At 68.9% G+C, this 18,814-nt stretch carries 26 protein-coding genes; 6 read left to right on the top strand and 20 right to left on the bottom strand.

The annotated features are described in order from the left end of the window. Positions 1–4 precede the first annotated feature (4 nt). The 4 genes from FKR81_RS38130 to FKR81_RS38115 form a co-directional block, all read right to left on the bottom strand. On the bottom strand, positions 5–811 hold the full coding sequence (locus FKR81_RS38130) for a hypothetical protein (protein ID WP_146359336.1): 807 nt from the start codon (positions 809–811) through the stop codon (positions 5–7). Then, positions 808–1,125: a hypothetical protein gene (locus tag FKR81_RS38125; protein WP_146359333.1), complete on the bottom strand. Its 318-nt coding sequence runs from the start codon at positions 1,123–1,125 to the stop codon at positions 808–810. The genes FKR81_RS38130 and FKR81_RS38125 overlap by 4 nt, the downstream gene beginning before the upstream one ends. After that, positions 1,122–1,775 carry a hypothetical protein gene (locus FKR81_RS38120; RefSeq protein WP_146359330.1) on the bottom strand — a complete coding sequence of 218 codons (654 nt, stop codon included), beginning with the start codon at positions 1,773–1,775 and terminating at the stop codon, positions 1,122–1,124. The genes FKR81_RS38125 and FKR81_RS38120 overlap by 4 nt, the downstream gene beginning before the upstream one ends. 71 nt (positions 1,776–1,846) lie before the next feature. Then, entirely contained in the window at positions 1,847–3,232 is a 1,386-nt protein-coding gene (locus FKR81_RS38115; protein ID WP_146359327.1) for a glycine--tRNA ligase, read from the bottom strand. Between the two features lie 102 nt (positions 3,233–3,334). On the opposite strand from FKR81_RS38115, the gene FKR81_RS38110 reads away from it, so the two are divergent. Continuing rightward, on the top strand, positions 3,335–4,018 hold the full coding sequence (locus tag FKR81_RS38110; protein WP_146359324.1) for a tetratricopeptide repeat protein: 684 nt from the start codon (positions 3,335–3,337) through the stop codon (positions 4,016–4,018). Between the two features lie 724 nt (positions 4,019–4,742). On the opposite strand, the gene FKR81_RS38105 is transcribed toward FKR81_RS38110, so the two are convergent. After that, the gene (locus tag FKR81_RS38105; protein ID WP_146359321.1) at positions 4,743–5,117 is read right to left on the bottom strand and encodes an antibiotic biosynthesis monooxygenase family protein; all 375 of its coding nucleotides are present in this window, start codon (positions 5,115–5,117) and stop codon (positions 4,743–4,745) included. An 80-nt stretch (positions 5,118–5,197) separates the two neighbouring features. Here FKR81_RS38105 and FKR81_RS38100 point away from each other — a divergent pair, with 80 nt between their 5' ends. From FKR81_RS38100 to FKR81_RS38090, 3 genes are read left to right on the top strand one after another with little or no spacing between them, the layout of a single operon-like run. Next, a complete protein-coding gene (locus tag FKR81_RS38100) occupies positions 5,198–5,419 on the top strand; it encodes a hypothetical protein (RefSeq protein ID WP_235922148.1) in 222 nt (73 codons plus the stop codon). Positions 5,420–5,428: 9 nt separating this feature from the next. After that, on the top strand, positions 5,429–5,776 hold the full coding sequence (locus tag FKR81_RS38095) for an ArsR/SmtB family transcription factor (protein ID WP_146359316.1): 348 nt from the start codon (positions 5,429–5,431) through the stop codon (positions 5,774–5,776). After that, entirely contained in the window at positions 5,773–6,165 is a 393-nt protein-coding gene (locus tag FKR81_RS38090) for a Fur family transcriptional regulator (protein WP_146359313.1), read from the top strand. The genes FKR81_RS38095 and FKR81_RS38090 overlap by 4 nt, the downstream gene beginning before the upstream one ends. Before the next feature lie 13 nt (positions 6,166–6,178). Here the strand turns inward: FKR81_RS38090 and FKR81_RS38085 are convergent, their stop codons facing one another. Genes FKR81_RS38085 through era form a run of 7 tightly spaced genes read right to left on the bottom strand, consistent with a single transcriptional unit; the run spans position 6,179 to position 11,242 of the window. Further along, entirely contained in the window at positions 6,179–6,868 is a 690-nt protein-coding gene (locus tag FKR81_RS38085; RefSeq protein WP_146359310.1) for a TIGR03943 family putative permease subunit, read from the bottom strand. Further along, positions 6,865–7,866 carry a permease gene (locus tag FKR81_RS38080; protein ID WP_146359307.1) on the bottom strand — a complete coding sequence of 334 codons (1,002 nt, stop codon included), beginning with the start codon at positions 7,864–7,866 and terminating at the stop codon, positions 6,865–6,867. The genes FKR81_RS38085 and FKR81_RS38080 overlap by 4 nt, the downstream gene beginning before the upstream one ends. A 26-nt stretch (positions 7,867–7,892) precedes the next feature. Next, the gene (locus FKR81_RS44065; RefSeq protein ID WP_186763414.1) at positions 7,893–8,303 is read right to left on the bottom strand and encodes a hypothetical protein; all 411 of its coding nucleotides are present in this window, start codon (positions 8,301–8,303) and stop codon (positions 7,893–7,895) included. Between the two features lie 37 nt (positions 8,304–8,340). Next, entirely contained in the window at positions 8,341–8,733 is a 393-nt protein-coding gene (locus tag FKR81_RS38070; protein WP_146359305.1) for a YbjN domain-containing protein, read from the bottom strand. Further along, positions 8,730–9,551: an isoprenyl transferase gene (locus FKR81_RS38065; RefSeq protein WP_146359302.1), complete on the bottom strand. Its 822-nt coding sequence runs from the start codon at positions 9,549–9,551 to the stop codon at positions 8,730–8,732. Before FKR81_RS38065 ends, FKR81_RS38070 begins: the two co-directional genes overlap by 4 nt. A gap of 41 nt (positions 9,552–9,592) precedes the next feature. Next, positions 9,593–10,345, bottom strand: coding sequence for a DNA repair protein RecO (gene recO, locus FKR81_RS38060; RefSeq protein WP_146359299.1), 753 nt, complete (start codon positions 10,343–10,345; stop codon positions 9,593–9,595). After that, on the bottom strand, positions 10,346–11,242 hold the full coding sequence (gene era / locus FKR81_RS38055) for a GTPase Era (RefSeq protein ID WP_146359296.1): 897 nt from the start codon (positions 11,240–11,242) through the stop codon (positions 10,346–10,348). 127 nt (positions 11,243–11,369) lie between these two features. Between era and FKR81_RS38050 the strand changes: the two genes are divergently transcribed. Beyond that, entirely contained in the window at positions 11,370–11,804 is a 435-nt protein-coding gene (locus FKR81_RS38050) for an ester cyclase (protein WP_146359293.1), read from the top strand. A 66-nt stretch (positions 11,805–11,870) separates the two neighbouring features. Here FKR81_RS38050 and FKR81_RS38045 read toward each other — a convergent pair whose 3' ends face one another. From FKR81_RS38045 to FKR81_RS38025, 5 genes are all read right to left on the bottom strand, one after another. Then, a complete protein-coding gene (locus tag FKR81_RS38045) occupies positions 11,871–12,809 on the bottom strand; it encodes a carbohydrate-binding protein (RefSeq protein ID WP_146359290.1) in 939 nt (312 codons plus the stop codon). A gap of 61 nt (positions 12,810–12,870) precedes the next feature. Beyond that, on the bottom strand, positions 12,871–13,206 hold the full coding sequence (locus FKR81_RS38040) for a cytidine deaminase (protein ID WP_146359288.1): 336 nt from the start codon (positions 13,204–13,206) through the stop codon (positions 12,871–12,873). Beyond that, complete coding sequence (locus tag FKR81_RS38035; protein WP_146359285.1) at positions 13,199–14,494, bottom strand: hemolysin family protein; 1,296 nt, start codon at positions 14,492–14,494, stop codon at positions 13,199–13,201. Before FKR81_RS38035 ends, FKR81_RS38040 begins: the two co-directional genes overlap by 8 nt. Position 14,495: 1 nt before the next feature. Beyond that, positions 14,496–15,095, bottom strand: a complete 600-nt coding sequence (ybeY, locus tag FKR81_RS38030; protein ID WP_146359282.1) for an rRNA maturation RNase YbeY — start codon at positions 15,093–15,095, stop codon at positions 14,496–14,498. Between the two features lie 4 nt (positions 15,096–15,099). Then, positions 15,100–16,170, bottom strand: coding sequence for a PhoH family protein (locus tag FKR81_RS38025; RefSeq protein ID WP_235922147.1), 1,071 nt, complete (start codon positions 16,168–16,170; stop codon positions 15,100–15,102). Positions 16,171–16,283: 113 nt separating this feature from the next. Between FKR81_RS38025 and FKR81_RS38020 the strand changes: the two genes are divergently transcribed. Beyond that, positions 16,284–17,066: a GNAT family N-acetyltransferase gene (locus tag FKR81_RS38020; protein ID WP_186763413.1), complete on the top strand. Its 783-nt coding sequence runs from the start codon at positions 16,284–16,286 to the stop codon at positions 17,064–17,066. Here the strand turns inward: FKR81_RS38020 and FKR81_RS38015 are convergent. Genes FKR81_RS38015 through FKR81_RS38005 form a run of 3 tightly spaced genes read right to left on the bottom strand, consistent with a single transcriptional unit; the run spans position 17,063 to position 18,677 of the window. Beyond that, the gene (locus FKR81_RS38015) at positions 17,063–17,398 is read right to left on the bottom strand and encodes a histidine triad nucleotide-binding protein (RefSeq protein ID WP_146359275.1); all 336 of its coding nucleotides are present in this window, start codon (positions 17,396–17,398) and stop codon (positions 17,063–17,065) included. The genes FKR81_RS38020 and FKR81_RS38015 overlap by 4 nt on opposite strands. A gap of 10 nt (positions 17,399–17,408) precedes the next feature. Next, the gene (locus FKR81_RS38010; protein WP_146359272.1) at positions 17,409–17,999 is read right to left on the bottom strand and encodes a TetR/AcrR family transcriptional regulator; all 591 of its coding nucleotides are present in this window, start codon (positions 17,997–17,999) and stop codon (positions 17,409–17,411) included. 6 nt (positions 18,000–18,005) lie between these two features. Continuing rightward, complete coding sequence (locus FKR81_RS38005; protein WP_146359269.1) at positions 18,006–18,677, bottom strand: alpha/beta hydrolase family protein; 672 nt, start codon at positions 18,675–18,677, stop codon at positions 18,006–18,008. Positions 18,678–18,814: the final 137 nt, after the last annotated feature.

The raw sequence follows: 18,814 nt of genomic DNA, 5'->3' as shown, positions 1-18,814 counted from the left end.
CTGGTCAGTAGGGCTGCCAGTCCGACGGGTCGCCGTCGGCCACTGTCGCGTCCTGCAACCGGCCCAGGTCGGGCTGCTTCCACTCGGTGCCGACGGCGAGCCCCTGGCGCCCCAGCGCCATGTTCTCGACCTCGATCGTCGCCAGGTACGCCTTGATGGAGCTGAACTCGGTGCCCGCCAATGAGACCGCGCCACCGAGCACACCGTAGGCGGCACCCCAGAACGCGCACACCTCGGCCGTCGCGGCGGTCATGGTGATCAGACCCACCACCGAGCCCGCGATCGACGCCACCGCGAACAACGCGGCGGTCACCGCGACGCTGAAGCCGACGATGGCCCACAGCACCGCGGTCCAGAACGCGTCGATGGCGTTGCTGAGCGAGCGCAGCGAGTCGCTCATCCGGTAGGCGGCGGCCTGCAGATCGGTGAGCCCCTTCGCCTGTCCCGGCACGATCGCCTTGTAGGCGTCGGCCGCCCGGCCCTTCCACTCGAAGCACGTGGGCAGCTTGTCGACGTCCAGCGGGACCGCGACGTCCGCGAGCCGGTCACCGACGCGCAGCTCCCACTCCAGGGCGATGGCCTTGAGGTGGGAGGGGTCGCCGCGCATGGTCCAGAACCGGTCGAACCAGTCCCAGAACTCCTTGATCTTGGTGCTGAGGTTCGCCAGCAGGCCGTCGATGCGGCCGACGACCGCCTCCGAGCCGGGCGGCGCCCAGGCCACGATGGCGTTGGCCTTGCTGAACACCTTCTGGATGAGCTGGTCCAGCTGCTCGGCCCGCTCGCCGACCTCCTGCATGATCGGGTTCGTCACAGCTGCCCCTCGATCCGGTTCATGGTGTGCAGGTTCCCGGTCTCCTCGTTCAGGTAGGTGTCCGCGGTGCGCCCCAACGTGTCGCTGATCTCGCGGAACGTGCGGCCCGCACCACCCAGTAGCGAGTCCACGGCGAGACGCAGGTCCTCGAGCAGCCGGCCCATGCCGTGGTCGACCGCGACGGAACCGATGTGCGCGTCGGCGAGGTACAGCTCGCCGACCACCGGCCGCAGCGTCTCGACGTCGTGCGCGACGTTCCTCCAGACCGCCGCGTCGGAACGCAGTGCGTGCAGTGACGTGTAGAGGTCGCTCACGAGCTCAGTCCCACCCTGCGCAGCAGCGCCTGCGGATCGGCCAGCGCCGACAGGACCTCGGCGATCGCCGGGCTGTCCGGCACGGCCTCGTGCGGGGTGCTGCGCTGCCGCAGCTCCCGCAGCACCTCGGCGAGCTCGGCCTCCAGCTCGGTGCCTCGGGCGACGGCGGCCCAGTCGGGGGCCGGGATCAGCTCGAGCACCTGGCCCGCCTGTGCGGTGCCGTGCACGTGCCCGCCCCGGCTCCGCACCTGCACGGGGTGGTCGACGGTCTCGGTGAGCCGCCGGGTGTACGCATCCAGGTCGGCGAACACGGCGTCCACCAGCCGAAGCGTGTCCGCCGCGGTGATCGGCTCCGCGGAGCTCGGTGCGCGCCGGACCGGTTGGGGCGCGGGGCGGTCCACCGCGAGCACCTGCACGACGGCGTCGTTCATCGCGGCCAGCACGGCCGCACCCAGCGCACGTGGATCGACGACGTGCTCCCACCCGTCGGCCAGCCGCACGGCCAGCACGTCCGCGCCGTCGTTCACGATCACCCGCACCACGCGTGCGGGGTCGGTCCCGGTCAGCCCGTCCGGGTCCGGTTGGGACGGCCGGTCCTCGGGCTCGTCCTCGTACACATCGACTTCGTCGTAGTCCCAGTCGTCACGCATGGTGCCTCCCCTGCCGGGAAGTTATTCGGCAGGGAAGGCACCGACACAGCTGGAAGTGCGATTCGTTCCGCTCAGCAGCCCAGCAGGCGTGCGGCCAGGTACTGCTCCAGTTGGTCCATGGACACGCGCTCCTGCGACATGGTGTCGCGCTCGCGCACCGTCACCGCGAGGTCGGTCAGCGTGTCGAAGTCGACCGTGACGCAGAACGGCGTGCCGATCTCGTCCTGGCGGCGGTAGCGGCGGCCGATGGCGCCCGCGTCGTCGAACTCGACGTTCCAGTTGCGGCGCAACGCGGTCGCCAGGTCGCGGGCCTTCGGCGACAGGTCGGAGTTGCGCGACAGCGGGAGCACGGCGACCTTGACCGGCGCGAGGCGGCGGTCGAGCTTCAGCACGACGCGCTTGTCCACACCGCCCTTGGCGTTCGGCGCCTCGTCCTCGGTGTAGGCCTCGAGGAGGAACGCCATCATCGGGCGGCCGACACCGGCGGCGGGCTCGATGACGAACGGCTTGTAGCGGTTGCCCGACGCCTGGTCGAAGTACGACAGGTCCACACCCGAGTGCTCGGAGTGCGTCGTGAGGTCGAAGTCCGTGCGGTTCGCGACGCCCTCGAGCTCACCCCACTCCTGGCCGCCGAACTGGAAGCGGTACTCGATGTCGACCGTCCGCTTCGAGTAGTGCGACAGCTTTTCCTTCGGGTGCTCGTAGTGCCGCAGGTTCTCCTTGGCGATGCCGAGGTCGTTGTACCAACGGGTGCGCTCGTCGATCCAGTACTGGTGCCACTCTTCGTCCGTACCGGGCTCGACGAAGAACTCCATCTCCATCTGCTCGAACTCGCGCGTGCGGAAGATGAAGTTGCCGGGCGTGATCTCGTTGCGGAACGACTTGCCGATCTGACCGATGCCGAACGGCGGCTTCTTGCGCGACGTCGTCTGCACGTTCAGGAAGTTCGTGAAAATGCCCTGCGCGGTCTCGGGGCGGAGGAAGTGCAGGCCCTCCTCGGTCTCGACCGGGCCGAGGTGCGTCTTCAGCAGGCCGTTGAACATCTTCGGCTCGGTGTAGGAACCGCGGGTGCCGCAGTTCGGACACGGCACGTCCGACACGTCACCCTCGGCGACCTGCTTGCCGGTGCGCTCGGCGTACTCCTCGGACAGGGTGTCCGCGCGGAACCGCTTGTGGCACGAGTTGCACTCGACCAGCGGGTCGACGAACGCCTCGACGTGCCCGGACGCGACCCACACGTCACGCGGCAGGATGACGCTCGAGTCGAGGCCGACGACGTCCTCGCGGCCGCGCACCATGTAGTTCCACCACTGGCGCTTGATGTTGTCCTTCAGCTCGACACCGAGTGGGCCGTAGTCCCAGGCCGACCTGGTACCGCCGTAGATCTCCCCACACGGGTAGACGAAGCCACGGCGCTTGCACAGGCTGACAACGGTCTCGATGCGATCGGCGGCCAACGGTAACTCCAGGTCGGGTGGTTTTCGGGGACCGCCAAGAGTAGCTGTTCGACACGAACCTCTAATGGGCGACCAGTGGTTTTCCTGCCTACGCTGCACCCCATGGAGGACCGGCTGCGAGAACTCTGGGACTTCGCCGACCTGTCGGCGACCGAATCGCGCTTCCAGGAGCTGCTGGAACGCACGTCGTCCGACGACGACAAGGCCGAACTGCTGACGCAGCTGGGCAGGATCGAGGGCCTGCGCGGCGAGTTCGGCGCAGGTCACGAGTTCGTCGACCAGGCGGAGGCGATGGTGTCGCCGGACAGCACCGCCCGCGTGCGGGTGCTGCTGGAGCGGGGACGGCTGCACCGCTCAGGTGGGGATGCCGCAGCGGCCCAGCCCCTGTTCGTGGCGGCTTTCGTACTGGCCAAGACCCGAGGGGACGCGTTCCTGGCCGTCGACGCCGCACACATGGCCGCTTTGGTGGACGACCCGGAGAAGTGGACCAAGCAGGGCCTGGAGATCGTGGCCGGGTCGGACGACCCGCAGGTCAAGGAGTGGTTCGGGCCGCTGCAGAACAACCTCGGGTGGTACTACTTCGAGAACGGGCGGTTCGACGAGGCGCTCGTCGCTTTCGAGGAATGCCCCGAGGCCTACGCGGAGAGCGGCAAGGCCAAGACGCTCAAGGCGCTCGGTCGGGATGACGAGGCCGCTTCGGCGGCTCGGCGCGCTCTCGAGCTGCTGCCGCACGACTCCTTCGAGGAGTGGGTGGACGAGATGAAGGCGATCGCTGCGGCCGAGTAGGGGCACGCCGCGCCGCAGAAGTTGCGGGCTTCCGCACCCCCGGTTTCGTAGTTGGCGTGTCTGCGGGGCCGGGGATTGTCGGTGCTGGCTGGGAGCATCGATTCGGGGGTTCTCGTGTGCGGGGACGCCTGCGTGAGCGCGGCCAGCGGTCGTGGGCGGCGGCCCGGCAAGGCCAGGGTGTGTCGCATCGCGCGGAAGGCGGGCACGACGGCGGGTGGGGTCGGCCGATGAGCCGACGGAAGGCGAGCCCGACGGCGGGCGGGTCCGTGTACCAATAGAAGGCAGGCCCGACGACAGGTAGGCCGGTGCGACTGCGGAAGGCGAGCCCGACGACAGGCAGGCCCAACGCCAGGTAGGTCAGGAAGGCAGGCTCGGAGGGCAAGTCAGGAAGGCGGGCCCGACGGCAAGCGGGTCGGTGTGCCGACGGAAGGCGAGCACGACGGCAAGTGGGCCGGTGTGATCAGGCAAGGAGTGTGTGCTTCCGCAGTCAGCGGGGTGGTGGGCACCGCGCGATTGGGCCTTGACATGGGGTGCGGCGTGGTACACCTCAACGGCCGGCAGGTTCCCTTCCCTGCCGGCGGAGCCGGCCCACCACGCCGCGAGGGGCCCCATGTCAAGGCCCAATCGCTGCGCCGAAGGCGCGACGCAACCCACGACACCAGAACACCGAAGCGCAGCAACCATCAGACCCCAGCCCCGACGACAACCGGCAGCCAAGCCCCAGCTATCGAGGCGTAGCAGGCCCCGCCGCCTCACCCAGCCGCACGGTGAACGCATCCTCGGCCAGCAGACTGACCTGACGCTCAACCTCCCCGTCGACAGCGGTCAGCAACGGCTCGTACATGGCGGGCTCGTCGGTAAGAGCCTCGCTGAGCAACGGCACCACGTGTTCCCGCACCTCGAACGGCGACATCGCACGCCGGTAAGCGACCACGGAGTCGAACTCGACGGTGAGCACCCAGCGGTCGTCGGAGTCGGCAGACCGGCTCAACGCCCCCCGCACGCACCCCGGCTGCGCCGTCAGCAACTCGAGCGCCCGCTGGCAGCGCGCGACGAAAGCATCGGGTGAGGACACGCGAAAGCGGCACACGAGCAGCACGGTGCAAGGATGTCACGGTGCCCGCGAACCCCAAACGCTCCCTGCTACCCGGTGACGGCCCACTGGCCAAGGTGCCGGCGGTGGCCATGTTCCTGCTGGTACTGGGCCTGTTCATCACCGGCGTGTGGGTCGGCGGCACAGCAGGAGCGATCCTGCTGGGCGTGTTGATCGTGGGCGCGGCGACGTTGCTGGCAGCCACCTGGCAGGTGCTGACACCCGGTGCGCGGGTGGTGCGCGTGGTCGTGCTGCTGATCCTCGTGTTGATCACACTAGAATTGGTTCTGAAAATCCCTACCAGGTGAGGTGCGGCCATGACGGTCCAGTTGCACGGCGAGCACTCACCCGAGCGCCGGGCAGCTCCCGTCCCGCCGCGGGCGGCCCGGACGCTGGCCGCCGCCGGTGACCTGCTGCGCGCGCTGGCCGCGCCGGTGCGCATCGAGATCGTGCTGCAGCTGCAGGAGAGCGATCGGTGCGTGCACGAGCTGGTCGAGGCGCTGGGGGTGGCTCAGCCGCTCATCAGTCAGCACCTGCGGGTGCTGAAGGCCGCGGGTGTGGTGCACGGGGAGCGCCACGGTCGTGAGGTCGTCTACCGGCTGGTGGACGAGCACCTCGCGCACATCGTGGTGGACGCGGTGACGCACGTCGAGGAGAAGTTGTGACCGGATTGAGGTCGACCAAGCAGCGGACGGCGGTCTCGAACCTGCTCGACCAGCTGGACGAGTTCCGCTCGGCCCAGGAACTGCACGAGGAGCTGCGCCGCCGGGGCGAGGGCATCGGGCTCACCACCGTCTACCGGACGCTCCAGTCGCTGGCCGAGGCCGGCGAGGTGGACGTGCTGCGCACCGACTCGGGCGAGGCGATCTACCGGCGGTGCTCCGCGCACCACCATCACCACCTCGTGTGCCGCATCTGCGGGCGCACCGTCGAGGTCGAGGGACCCGCGGTCGAGAAGTGGGCGGACCGGGTCGCGGCCGAGAACGGGTTCTCCGAGGTCAGCCACACCGTCGAGATCTTCGGCACCTGCGCCGAGTGCATGGCCAAGCGTTAAGACTCAGCCGAAATCACGACTCGTACGGCTCCAGCGGCGCGGACACCGGGTTCACCGAGCTGACGGTGAACGACGGCACGTAGGAGTTCTCCTTGGACGCCGAGCCGGGGATCACGCGGCCGGTCACCTCGACCCACTGCTCGTCGGGCAACGCGGGCACGTCGCCGACCAGGTGCACCTTCAGCGGACGCGCGTCCGCGGCGCAGCACGAGATCGCCAGCCTGGCCACGTAGGTGTGGCCGGACGAGCGCGCCAGGAACCCGGTGAGCCGCACGGTCCGGCCGTCCAGCGTCCCCGACGAGTCCCACGCGGTGCGCGTGACGAAGTCGGTCAGGGTCAGCGGGACGACGTCACCACCGGGCAGCGCGGCGAAACCGTTGGAGGACGACGAGGTGCGGTTCGTGTCCGTGCCGGAGTTGACGACGTCCACGCCCAGCGCGGGCGGCGAGATCAGGAACACGGCCAGCACCGGCAGCAGCATCAGCCACGTGCTGCGCGTCGAGTGCGAGTGCGACGGCACCCGCGCGCCGCGCACGTCGCGGTAGATCGAGAACCCGGCCAGCAGCACCATCACCGTGCCGGCGGTGACCAGCAGCGGCAGGAAGCCCTTCTGCACGTACCGCAGGTAGAGCCCGGAGAAGCTGATCTTCAGCAGCGCGCCGCCGAGCAGGATCAGCAGGATGTTCTGGGTCTCGCGCCTCACAGCAACACCACCCCCGCCAGCACGGCGCACAGCACCGCGACCACGAACGTCACCGGCGCGAACCGGAACGCGAACGCGCGGCCGAACGCACCGGCCTGCAACGCGATCAGCTTCACGTCCACGGCAGGACCGACCACGAGGAACACCAGGCGCGGCAACAGGGGCAGCGCGGAGAACGCGACGGCGACGAACGCGTCCGCCTCGGAGCACAGCGCCAGCACCACCGCGAGCAAGCCCATCACCAGGACGCCCAGCACCACCTGGCCGCCGATGGTCTCCATCCAGGACACCGGCACGAGCACCTTGAACGCGGCCGCGAACAGGCCGCCCAGCACCAGGAACCCGCCCGCGTCGACCAGGTCGTGCCGCGCGGACTCCATGAACACCGCCCAGCGCGACGTCCCGTCGTGCTCGGGCAACCGTTCCAGCGCCCGCGACGCGATCCACTCCAGCTTGCCGAACCGGATCCACAGCCAGCCCATGACCACCGCGGTCAGCAACGACCCGGCGAACCGCGCGACGACCATCATCGGCGCGTCGTTGAACGCCACGGCCGTCGCGACCAGCACGATCGGGTTCACCGCGGGCGCGGCGAGCAGGAACGTCAGCGCGACAGCGGGAGCCACGCCCTGCTGCATCAACCGCCGCGCGACGGGCACCGAAGCGCACTCGCACCCCGGCAGCGCGACACCGGCCACACCGGCGACGGGCACGGCGAGAGCCGACGACGACGGCAGCAGCCTGCGCAGCACCGACGCGGGCACGAACGCCGCGATCGCACCGCTGATCAGCACGCCGATCACGAGGAATGGCAGCGCCTGCACGCAGATCGCGACGAACACCGTCGAGCCGGTGCGCAGAGCGGGCACGTCCAGCATCCGGACGAGCCCGCTCTGGAAGACCAGCGCGAGCACCAGCACGAAGCACAGGACCTCGAGCGAGGTCACCTTGAACCGCGGGGGCTTGCGGTCCCCGCGGATCTCGCCGGTGATCGCCATCAGGACGACTCAGCCATCACCGGAGCTCAGTCGGCCGAGCCGATGAGCCGCCGGTAGGTCCGCTCCATGCCCGCCTTGATCTCCTCGGGCGACGGGAGCTCGAACTCGACCTCCTGCTCCTCGAACTCGTCGTCGTCATCGAAGTCGACCGGCGTGCCGTTGACCTGGTCGTCTTCCTCTTCCTCCTCGACGGCCTGGCGCAGCTCCTCGATCGTGGCGACCACGTCGACGGCGCTGAACGCGGGCAGCATCGGGACGACGACGGCCAGCACGCCGCCCTCGTCGAGCGCGACGGCCTCGGCCAGCGCGATCGCGTGGTCCCGCTCGTACGGCCCGCACACGAAGGAGTCCCACTCCTCGCCGCCGGACGGCTCGAACGTCACCACCCAGGGGAACTCGTTGACCTCGGACTCCTCGTCCGGTTCGTAGATGATCACGCCACCCATCGGAGTTCCCTTCTGCAGAACAGGAATGTCACAGCGCGAGCAGTTCGGTGCGCACCTGTGAAGCGGTCGACACGACGAGCATCAGCAGCGTGCTCAGCGGTTCGGGCTTGAGCCCGTCCGCGGGGAACGCGTAGCGCAGCGTCACGTCCGTGCCCTGGCCGGTCTTGATGACGCCGAGCGTCCCGAACATGCCCTGCCCGGCCCGCTCCGCGACGAACGTCGCGACGTCACCCGGCAGGTCCCACGCGACGACGCACGTCAGCGACAGCACGGTCAGCCCCTCGGCGAGCTCCATGCCCTGCACGGCGCAGGGCACGTCGCCGTGCCGGAAGCTCAGCGCGCCGTCGTCGTCCACGGCGACGTCGTGGAACAGCTCCAGCGCCGCACGCGCGGCGTCCAGAGCGTCAGTGGTCGCGTTCACGGAACCTCCGAGTCGGGTTTGTCGATCGCACCACCGAAACGCCGGTCGCGCTGGGCGAACTTCTCGCACGCGCGCCACAGGTCGCGGCGGTCGAAGTCCGGCCACAGGATGTCCTGGAACACCAGCTCGGCGTACGCGGACTGCCACAGCATGAAGTTCGACGTGCGCTGCTCACCCGAGGGCCGGATGAACAGGTCCACATCGGGCATCTCGGGCTGGTACAGGTACTTGGCGACGGTCTTCTCGTCGACCTTCTCCGGGTTGAGCTTCCCGGCGGCCACGAGGCGCGCGATCTCCCGCGCTGAATCACCGATCTCGGCGCGCCCGCCGTAGTTGATGCACATCGCGAGGTTCATCACGTCGTTCTCACGCGTGCGCTCCTCGGCGACCTCGAGCTCCTTGATGACGGTGCGCCACAACCGCGGCCTGCGGCCCGCCCAGCGCACCCGGACACCCATCTCGTCCAGCTCGTCGGTGCGGTGGTGGATGACGTCGCGGCTGAAGTTCATGATGAAGCGGACCTCTTCAGGGCTGCGCTTCCAGTTCTCCGTCGAGAACGCGTACAGCGACACCCACTTCACGCCCAGCTCGATCGCGCCCCGGCACGCCTCGACCACGACGGCCTCGCCGCGCTTGTGCCCCTCGACCCTGGTCAGCCCGCGCTGGTTCGCCCAGCGGCCGTTGCCGTCCATGACGATCGCGATGTGCTTGGGCACCAGATCGGCGGGGATGGCGGGCGGACGTGCGCCGGAAGGATGCGGGTCCGGGGGCCGTGGTACGCGCTTCTCGCGCTCGGCGGTCCGCCGTCGACGCAGCATGGGGCTGAACTCCCTCTCCAACGAATTCGGTACGCGGCACCTTAGCCCTCTTCGGACTTGGCCTTGCGTTCGACCAGCGGCAGCGAGCGCAGCTGCCGTTCCAGATGCCACTGCAGGTGGGCAGCGACGAGTCCGCTCGCGTCACGCCGCGCGGCGTGCGGCAACTCGTCCACGATCTCCCACTGGCCGTGCAGCAACGCCGACAGCAGTGAGAGCGTGTCGCTCGACGGCGAAGCCGAGCCGGGCGGACGGCACGTCGGGCACACGGTGCCGCCCGCCTGCACGCTGAACGCCCGATGTGGACCGGGGGTGCCGCACTTCGCGCACTCGTTCACCGCGGGCGCCCAGCCCGCGTACGCCATCGCGCGCATCAGGAAGGCGTCGAGCACGAGCGACGGGTCGCGCTCCCCTGCGGCCAGCGCCCGCAGCGCACCGGTGACCAGCAGGTACAGCCGCAGGACCGGCTCGCCCTCCTCGGCGGTCAGCCGGTCAGCGGTCTCCAGCACCGCGCAGGAGGCCGTGTAGCGCTGGTAGTCGTTGACGATGCCGACGCCGAACGCGTCCAGCGTCTGCACCTGGGTGACGATGTCGAGCGACCGTCCGGGGTGGAACTGGACGTCCACGTGGCAGAACGGCTCCAGCTTGGCGCCGAAGCGCGACGTCGTCCGGCGCACCCCCTTCGCCACAGCCCGGAGCTTGCCGTGCCGCTGGGTGAGGAAGGTGATGATCCGGTCCGCTTCACCGAGCTTCTGCACGCGCAGCACGATCCCTGTGTCGCGGTACAGATTGGCCATCTAGAACCCCAGGCGCCGCAACTGCTTCGGATCCCGCTGCCAGTCCTTCGCGATCTTGATGTGCAGGTCGAGGTAGACCCGGACACCCAGCAGCGCCTCGATGTGCTTGCGCGAGGTGATGCCGACCTGCTTGAGCCGCTCGCCCCGGTGCCCCAGGATGATCGCCTTCTGCGACGAGCGCTCCACGAACACGTTGGCGTGGATGTCGATCAGGTCGTCACGGCCCTCGCGGGGCTGCATCTCCTCGACGATCACCGCGATCGAGTGCGGCAGCTCGTCCCGCACACCCTCCAGCGCGGCCTCGCGGATCAGCTCGGCGACGAGCGTCTGCTCCGGCTCGTCGGTCAGGTCGCCGTCCGGGTACAGCGCCGGGCCCTCGGGGAGCTTCTTCAGCAGCAGGTCGCCGAGCGCGCCCACCTGGAAGCCGTCCACCGCGGACACCGGGATGAGATCGGCGAACTCCATGACGTTCTGCAGCGCGAGCAACTGCTCGACGACCTGCTGCTGCGACACGAGGTCCGTCTTCGTGATGATGCCGATGACGGGCGTCTTCTTCGCGATCTTCTGCAGCTCCGCGGCGATGAACTTGTCGCCGGGCCCGACCTTCTGGTCGGCGGGCACGCAGAAGCCCACCACGTCCACCTCGGACCAGGTCTCGCGGACCAGGTCGTTGAGGCGCTGACCGAGCAGCGTGCGCGGGCGGTGCAGGCCCGGCGTGTCCACCAGGACCAGCTGACCGTCCTCGCGGTGCACGATGCCGCGGATGGTGTGCCGGGTGGTCTGCGGCTTGCTCGAGGTGATGGCCACCTTCGTGCCGACCAACGCGTTGGTCAGCGTGGACTTGCCGGCGTTGGGTCGGCCGACGAAGCACGCGAACCCGGAACGGTAACCATCCATCCGTCCATTGTCCCTGGTACCCGCTACGGACTTTCGCGGGGCCTTCCGGCACTGGTCCGGGCGCGCGGCCGAGCGCAGGCTGACGGCCGCGTCCCCCACCACCCGTTCACACGAGGAGGCACGGGGTATGAACAGAGAAGAGATCGAACGGCTGGACGACGCGGGGATCGCCGCGTGGGACCAGCACGACGCAGACGCGTTCATGAACCTGTTCGCCGACGGGTTCACCTGGCTCGACGACACGTCGCCAGACCCGATCCGCTCGTCGGACGCCGGGCGCGAGTACATGCGCTCCTGGTTCACCGCGTTCCCGGACATGCGGGTGCGCGCGACCAACCGCGTCGTCGGCGACGACGCGGTCGCCTGCGAGCTGGAGTTCACCGGCACCAACACCGGCACGCTCGCGATGGGCGGCATGGAGATGCCCGCCACCGGCAAGCCGGTCACCGGCCGCGCCACCTACTTCGCCCGCGCGGAGAACGGCAAGATCATCGAGTTCCACAGCCACCCCGACGCCGCCGGGATGATGGCCCAGCTCGGCCTGCTCGGCGCAGGCGCCTAGAAGACTGCCGTCGGGGCACATCCACTGCGCTGAGGTACGTGGATGCGCCCCGACGGCACCAACGGATCAGGCCCACCACTTGTGGTAGAGCGCGCCGTCTCCGCCTTCGACGAACGTGTCGATCCTGTTGTAGCCCCACGAGACCGCGCCGGGACCGGTGCCCGCGACGAGGAAGCCACCCAGTGACTCCCAGCCGGACCAGCCGTTCTGGAACCACTTGTGGTACATCGCGCCGTCGCCGCCGCGCACGAACGTGTCGATGCGGCCGGACGCCCACGAGGACGCGCCGGGTCCGGAGGTCAGGTAGCCGCCCAGCGACTCCCAACCCGACCAGCCGCCCTGGAACCACTTGTGGAACATGGCGTAGTCGCCGCCGGCCGCGAACACGTCGATGCGGCCGTAGCCCCAGGACACAGCGGCCGGGTACGTGGTCAGATAACCACCCAGCGACTCCCAGCCGGACCAGCCGTTCTGGAACCATTTGTGATAAAGCGCGTTGTCACCGCCGCGCGCGAATACGTCGAGCCTTCCGGCCGACCACGACGAGACGCCGGGAGCCGAAGTCAGATAACCGCCGAGCGACTCCCAGCCGGACCAGCCGTTCTGGAACCACTTGTGGTAAAGCGCGTTGTCACCGCCACGCGCGAAAACATCTATCCGACCATTGCTCCAAGAAACGGCGGCGGGCGCGGACGTCAGATAACCACCCAGCGACTCCCAGCCGGACCAGCCGTTCTGGAACCACTTGTGCCAGAGCGCGTTGTCCCTGCCGACGGCGAACACGTCCAGCCTGCCTGCCGACCACGACGACACCGCAGGCGACGAGATGATGCCGCCACCAAGGCTTTCCCAGCCGTACCAGGTGGTGGCGGACACCTCGCCCGTGCCGGCGGCCATGCCGGTCAGCTTGTCGAACTGCGGCTCGGCCTGCACGGGCGAGGCCGCGAATGTGATGCCGCCGAGAAACAAAACGAGCGCGACAAAAACATGTCTCAGTTTTGTCATGACCATCCCCAAACGGTCGCTAATTCCCCGCAACCGAACGTAGGCCGATGATCAAGGCCGGTCAAGCGACCGTTTCGACAACTTCCCCTGCCGCGTTCGCACGGAATACTGGCCCGTTCGCCGTCAGATCCCTCACCGCCGAAAGCGATTCCACATCAATTGTGTCCGATTCGGTGACCACCGCGGCGGCCTCCAATCCTTCGGCGCCACTCGAAACAGCCGCGGCAACGGCCGCCTGCAGAGCGGTCAGCCTCAGCGACGGCAGCGACACCGTCGACGCGTTGTAGGTGCGTCCGTCGGTGTCGCGCACGGCAGCACCTTCGTCCGCGCTGTTGCGAGCGCGCACCGAGCGGGCGAGCGTCACGAGCTTGGCGTCCTCGGCGTCGAGCTCAGACATCCTTCTCCTCAGCAGCTCCGTTGTTCACCGGGCGCACCAGCACGGTGGTGACGCGCATCCGGCCTCGTTCGTCCTTGCCGCCCTCGGCGCGCATGCGCAGCCCGGCGATCTCCGCCTCGGTGCCGGGCAGCGGCACCCGGCCCAGCCGCTGCGCGAGCAGGCCGCCGACCGTCTCGACCTCGTGGTCGTCCAGCTCGGTGCCGAACAACGCGTCCAGGTCGTCGACCGGCAGCCGCGCGCTCACCCGCACCGCACCGTCCTCAAGGTGCTCGACGGGCGGACGGTCGTCGGTGTCCGACTCGTCGGTGATCTCGCCGACGATCTCCTCGAGGATGTCCTCGATGGTGAGCAGGCCCGCGGTGCCGCCGTACTCGTCGACGACGATCGCCATGTGCTTGCGGGACAACTGCATCTCGCGCAGCAGGTCCGCGATCGGCTTCGAGTCCGGGATGAACGTGGCCGGCCGCATCAGCTCCGCCACGCACGACGCCGACGACTCGTCGGACAGCGCGTCGCGCATCAGGTCCTTGAGGTTCACCACGCCGAGGATGTCGTCGACGCTCTCCCCGATCACCGGCACGCGGGTGTAGCCGGTGCGCAGCGACAACGCGAGCGCCTGCCGCAGCGACTTCGTCTGCTCGATCCACACGATCTCCGTGCGCGGCACCATGATCTCGCGCGCGATGGTGTCGCCCAGCTCGAACACCGAGTGGATCATCTCGCGCTCGCCCTCGTCCACGACGCCGCGTTCCTGCGCCATGTCGACGAGCTCGCGCAACTCCACCTCGGACGAGAACGGCCCCTCGCGGAAGCCCTTGCCCGGCGTGATCGCGTTACCCACGAGGATCAAGAGCTTCGACAACGGGCCGAGCACGCGGCCCAGCTGCCGGATCGGCCCGGCGACGATCAGGCTCACCGCGTACGGGTGCTGACGGCCGATGGTGCGCGGGCCGACACCGACGAGCACGTACGACACGACGAGCATGCTCAGGCACGTGTACAGCACGGCCAGCCAGTCCGGGCCGACCAGCTTCAGCAGCACACCGGTGACCAGCACGGTCGCCGACAGCTCGCAGAACAACCGCAGCAACAGCAACAGGTTCACGTGCCGCGGCCGGTCGGCGAGCACCTGCAGCAGCTGCCGGGTGCCCCAGCGGCCCTGCCGCTGCAACGCCTCCACCCGCGCACGCGACACGGTGCCGAGAGCGGCGTCCGCGCACGCGAAGACACCCGCCGCGAGTACGAGAACGGTTGCCAGCACCAGGAGACTGGCGGGGTTCTCGGACATCTCAGGCGTCGGGGTCGGTCTGCGTGACGATCGGCGCGGTCGGCGGGTCGACCGGACCGAGGTCCTTGGTCGCCTCGTCGAGCCCCACGGCCCCGAGCACCTTGTCGTCCGCCGCGCGCTGGCTGCTGACGCGCTCGGCCTCCTCGGCCGCGGAGCGGAAGTCCGCCAGGATCCGGTTCTGGAGCGTGAACATCTCGCGCTCCTCGGCCGGCTCTGCGTGGTCGTAGCCGAGCAGGTGCAGCACACCGTGCACGGTCAGCAGGTGCAGCTCGTCCAGCAGGCCGTGGCCCGCCTTCTTGGCCTGGTCCTTCGCGAACGCGGGGCACAGCACGATGTCACCGAGCAGCGCGGGCCCGAGGCCCGCCGCGTCGGGACGGCGCGCGGAGTCCAGCTCGTCCATGGGGAAGGCCATGACGTCCGTGGGTCCTGGCAGGTCCATCCACCGCTCGTGCAGGTCGGACATGACGTCCAGCTCGACGAGCAGCACGGACAGCTCGGCCAGCGGGCTCACGCCCATGCGGTCCAGCGCGAACCGGGCGGCGGAGACGATCGATCCCTCGTCGACCCCGACGCCCGATTCGTTGGCGATCTCGATGCTCACGGACCTATCGTCCCCGTCGCTGGTTCCCCCGGCGCGCACCGGGTCCGTGATGGGCGCCGTTCTGGTCGATGTTGTCCTGCCGGACCTGCCACTTCTCGTACGCGTCGACGATGTCGCCGACCAGCCGGTGACGCACCACGTCCTGGCTGGTGAGGATCGAGAAGTGCACGTCGTCGACGCCGTCGAGGATGTCCCTGACGATCTTCAGGCCGCTGCGCTGCCCGCCGGGCAGGTCGACCTGGGTGATGTCACCGGTCACCACGATCTTCGAGCCGAAGCCGAGGCGGGTGAGGAACATCTTCATCTGCTCGGGCGTCGTGTTCTGCGCCTCGTCCAAGATGATGAAGGCGTCGTTCAAGGTCCGGCCACGCATGTAAGCCAGTGGCGCGACCTCGATCGTCCCGGCCTGGGTGAGGCGCGGAATCGACTCGGGGTCGACCATGTCGTGCAGCGCGTCGTACAACGGGCGCAGGTACGGGTCGATCTTCTCGTACAGCGTGCCCGGCAGGTAGCCGAGCCGCTCGCCGGCCTCGACGGCCGGGCGGGTGAGGATGATCCGGTTGACCTGCTTCGCCTGCAGCGCCTGCACGGCCTTCGCCATCGCCAGGTACGTCTTGCCGGTACCGGCGGGGCCGATGCCGAACACGATCGTGTTCTTGTCGATGGCGTCGACGTAGTGCTTCTGGTTCAGCGTCTTCGGCCGGATCGTGCGCCCGCGCCGGGAGATGATGTCGAGGCTCAGCACCTCGGCAGGCGACTCCCCCGCGTTCGACGACAGCATGGCGACGGTGCGCCGCACGGTGTCCTGACCGATCGCCTGGCCTCGGCTCGCGAGCGTCATCAGCTCGGAGAAGACCCGCTCAGCGAACGCCACGTCGGCGGGGTCGCCGGACAGCGTGATCTCGTTCCCGCGCACGTGGACGTCGGCGTCGAGCAGCTCCTCCGCGAGGCGGAGGTTCTCGTCGCGTGAACCCAGCAGGGTGAGCACCGCGCCGTCCGGAACGGCGAACCGGGACTGGCCTTCCTTCTTGACCCCCTCGTTCGGGGTGCTCTTGCTCGTAGTCTCTTCGGCCACGTGGCCTCTGTCCTGCTTCCTGTGGGGTCTCGCGTTGTTCTTGGGTGCCATCGATGCTAGTCGGGCGGAAAATGGGTGGCTACCTGATTGCTCACCGTCTGTACTCACGTGTCGTGGAGCTTCGTCAACTCACGGTCGCCGACGTACCCGCCTGCATGAAGGTGGCGGCGGACCGTAACTGGGCGCACTCGGACCGGACCTGGCGGTTCCTGCTGGAACTGGGCACCGGGTGGGGTGTGTTCGACGGCGATGAGCTGGTCGGCACGACGGTCGTGACCTCCTACTCCGGGATCTCCGCGATCAGCATGGTTCTGGTGGACTCGCGCTACGGCAGGCAGGGCATCGGCGGCGAGCTCGTGTCGCACGTGCTGGACTCCGGCGTGTCGTGCCTGTACGCGACGCCGTACGGCAAGCCGCTCTACGAACGCCTCGGTTTTCACTCGGTCGGGAAGGTGACGACCTATTCCGGCGTCTACCCGCGCGACGGCGGCGGCATCAGCCGGCCCGCGGAGCCCGCTGACCTGCCCTTCGTCGTCGCGCTGGACGCCGAGGCGTTCGGCGTCGAGCGCGCCGCGTTGTGGGAGGGGCTGATGGCCTGCGGGTCGGTGCGGGTCGCCGACAGCGGCGTGGTCGCGTCGACGCTCACCAACGGGACCACGATGATCGGGCCGGTCGTCTCCCGGTTCGCCGCGGACGCGATCGCGCTGGTCTGCGACGCGGCCGCGCGGGCGGGCCAGGTCAAGGTGCACCTGCACGACGACTGGGTGGCGCGTCACGTCCGTGCGCGCGGCGTCTCCACCGTCGGAAGCAGCTGCGACCTGATGGTGCGCAACGCTTCCGACGTCCCCGGCGACCGTTCGCTCTACCACGCCCCGGTGTCGATGGCCCTGGGTTAGGCGAGCGGGCCGAGCTGCTTGCCGCCCAGCACGTGCAGGTGGGCGTGGAAGACGGTCTGGCCCGCGTCGGCGCCGGTGTTGAACAGCAGCCGGTAGCCGGACTCGGCGACACCTTCGGCCTTGGCGACCTCGCCCGCGGCCGCGAACAGGTCGGCGAGGAGCTGGGCGTCCTCGGCGAGCGCGACGGCGTGCGGCGTGTGCGTCTTGGGCACCAGTACGACGTGCGTCGGCGCTTGCGGGGCGATGTCGCGGAAGGCGAGCGTGGTCTCGGTCTCGTGCACGACGGTCGCGGGGATCTCGCCGGCGACGATGCGGCAGAACAGGCAGTCCATGCCGTGCAACCTAGGGGAAGAGCCGGTCGAGGTGCTCGTCCGTGATGGTGATCATCTCGTCGTCGGGCATGTCGTCGGCGCCCTGCTGGTGGTGCATGTTGAGCCCGTCGATGAGGGCGACGATCCGCCGCGCTTCCCTGGCCGGGTCGACGCCTTCGCGCAGCTCACCGGCTTCCTGCGCGCGCCGGAACACCCGCGTGAACCGGTCGTAGAGAGCGCGCGTCCCGGTGCGTTCCAGCTCGTGCAGCGATGGTTCGACGAGTGACCGGGGCAGGAACGAGATGAGCACCGCGGACTCGACTCGGCGTTCTTCGTCGAGCGCGAGCATCTCGTGGATGATTCGCCGCACGATCTCCTTGCTGGGCAACGCAGGGTCGACCTGTTCGAGCCGGCCGAGGAACCGCATGAACGCCATCTCCATGGCGAACCCGAGCAGTGCGTCCTGCGTGGGGAAGTAGTGCCGCAGCGACCCGCTGGACCACCCGGACTCGGCGGCTACAGCCCGGACCGACGCGTGGTCGATCCCGTCTCTCTGCACGATCCGCCAGACAGCCTCCGCCAGCTCACGCCGGCGTGCCTCGTGGTCGACAACCTTGGGCATCGAAAACTAATAGCACGGCCGCGCGAGCCGCACGACAGCGTCGTGACACCGCTCCCAGGCGACATTCCCAGGCGTGATCACATCCATGTGCCCGGCCCCTTCCACGACGACGACCTCAGCTCCGGGAAACCCGAGACTCTGCTCAACGGGCACGTCCTCATCGAGGTCGCCGTGCACACAAACAACGGGCTTCCCCACCGGCACCAGCCGAGCGGGTGAGGCCAGCGCATACCGCTCAGGAACCTCGGAAGGCATGCCCCCCAACAACTCGGCAGCTCGCCGAGTGATCGAGGGATGCGACTCGAAGTCCAGCACCCCGGCCTGTGAAACCACCCCGATCACCTTGTCGCTGTGCTTGGCGGCGTACACCGCCAGGTGGCCGCCAGCCGAATGCCCAAGGGCAACAACAGGCCCAACATCAACAACTTCAACAGCAGCAACCACATCATCAAGCGTCGCCGGCCACCCCCCACCCCCACCAACCCGCCGATACTCAATGTTCCAAACAGAAAACCCCTCAGCAACAAGCACTTCAGCCAGCGGCCGCCCAAGTTCAAGCCCGTACCGCTGATGCCAAAACCCGCCATGGATGACGACTACTCCGCCACGCGAAGGCCCGTCGGGAAGATAGAGCTCACCAAACTGACTGGGATGCTCACCGTAAGCAACAACCTGCACAGATAGACCCTAACTATGGGTCAACAAGAACACAGCGAGCCACTGCAGGATGGCCGAGCGAAGCGAAGGCCGAACCGGGGGTCCGGGGGCGGAGCCCCCGGCTGGGGGTCTGGGGGCTCGGCCCCCAGAAGACACCC

The sequence above is a fragment of the Lentzea tibetensis genome, from assembly GCF_007845675.1.
Lineage (GTDB): Bacteria > Actinomycetota > Actinomycetes > Mycobacteriales > Pseudonocardiaceae > Lentzea > Lentzea tibetensis.
Note: the sequence above shows the minus strand (reverse complement) of the source record. Positions and strands in the feature narration are given on the sequence as shown.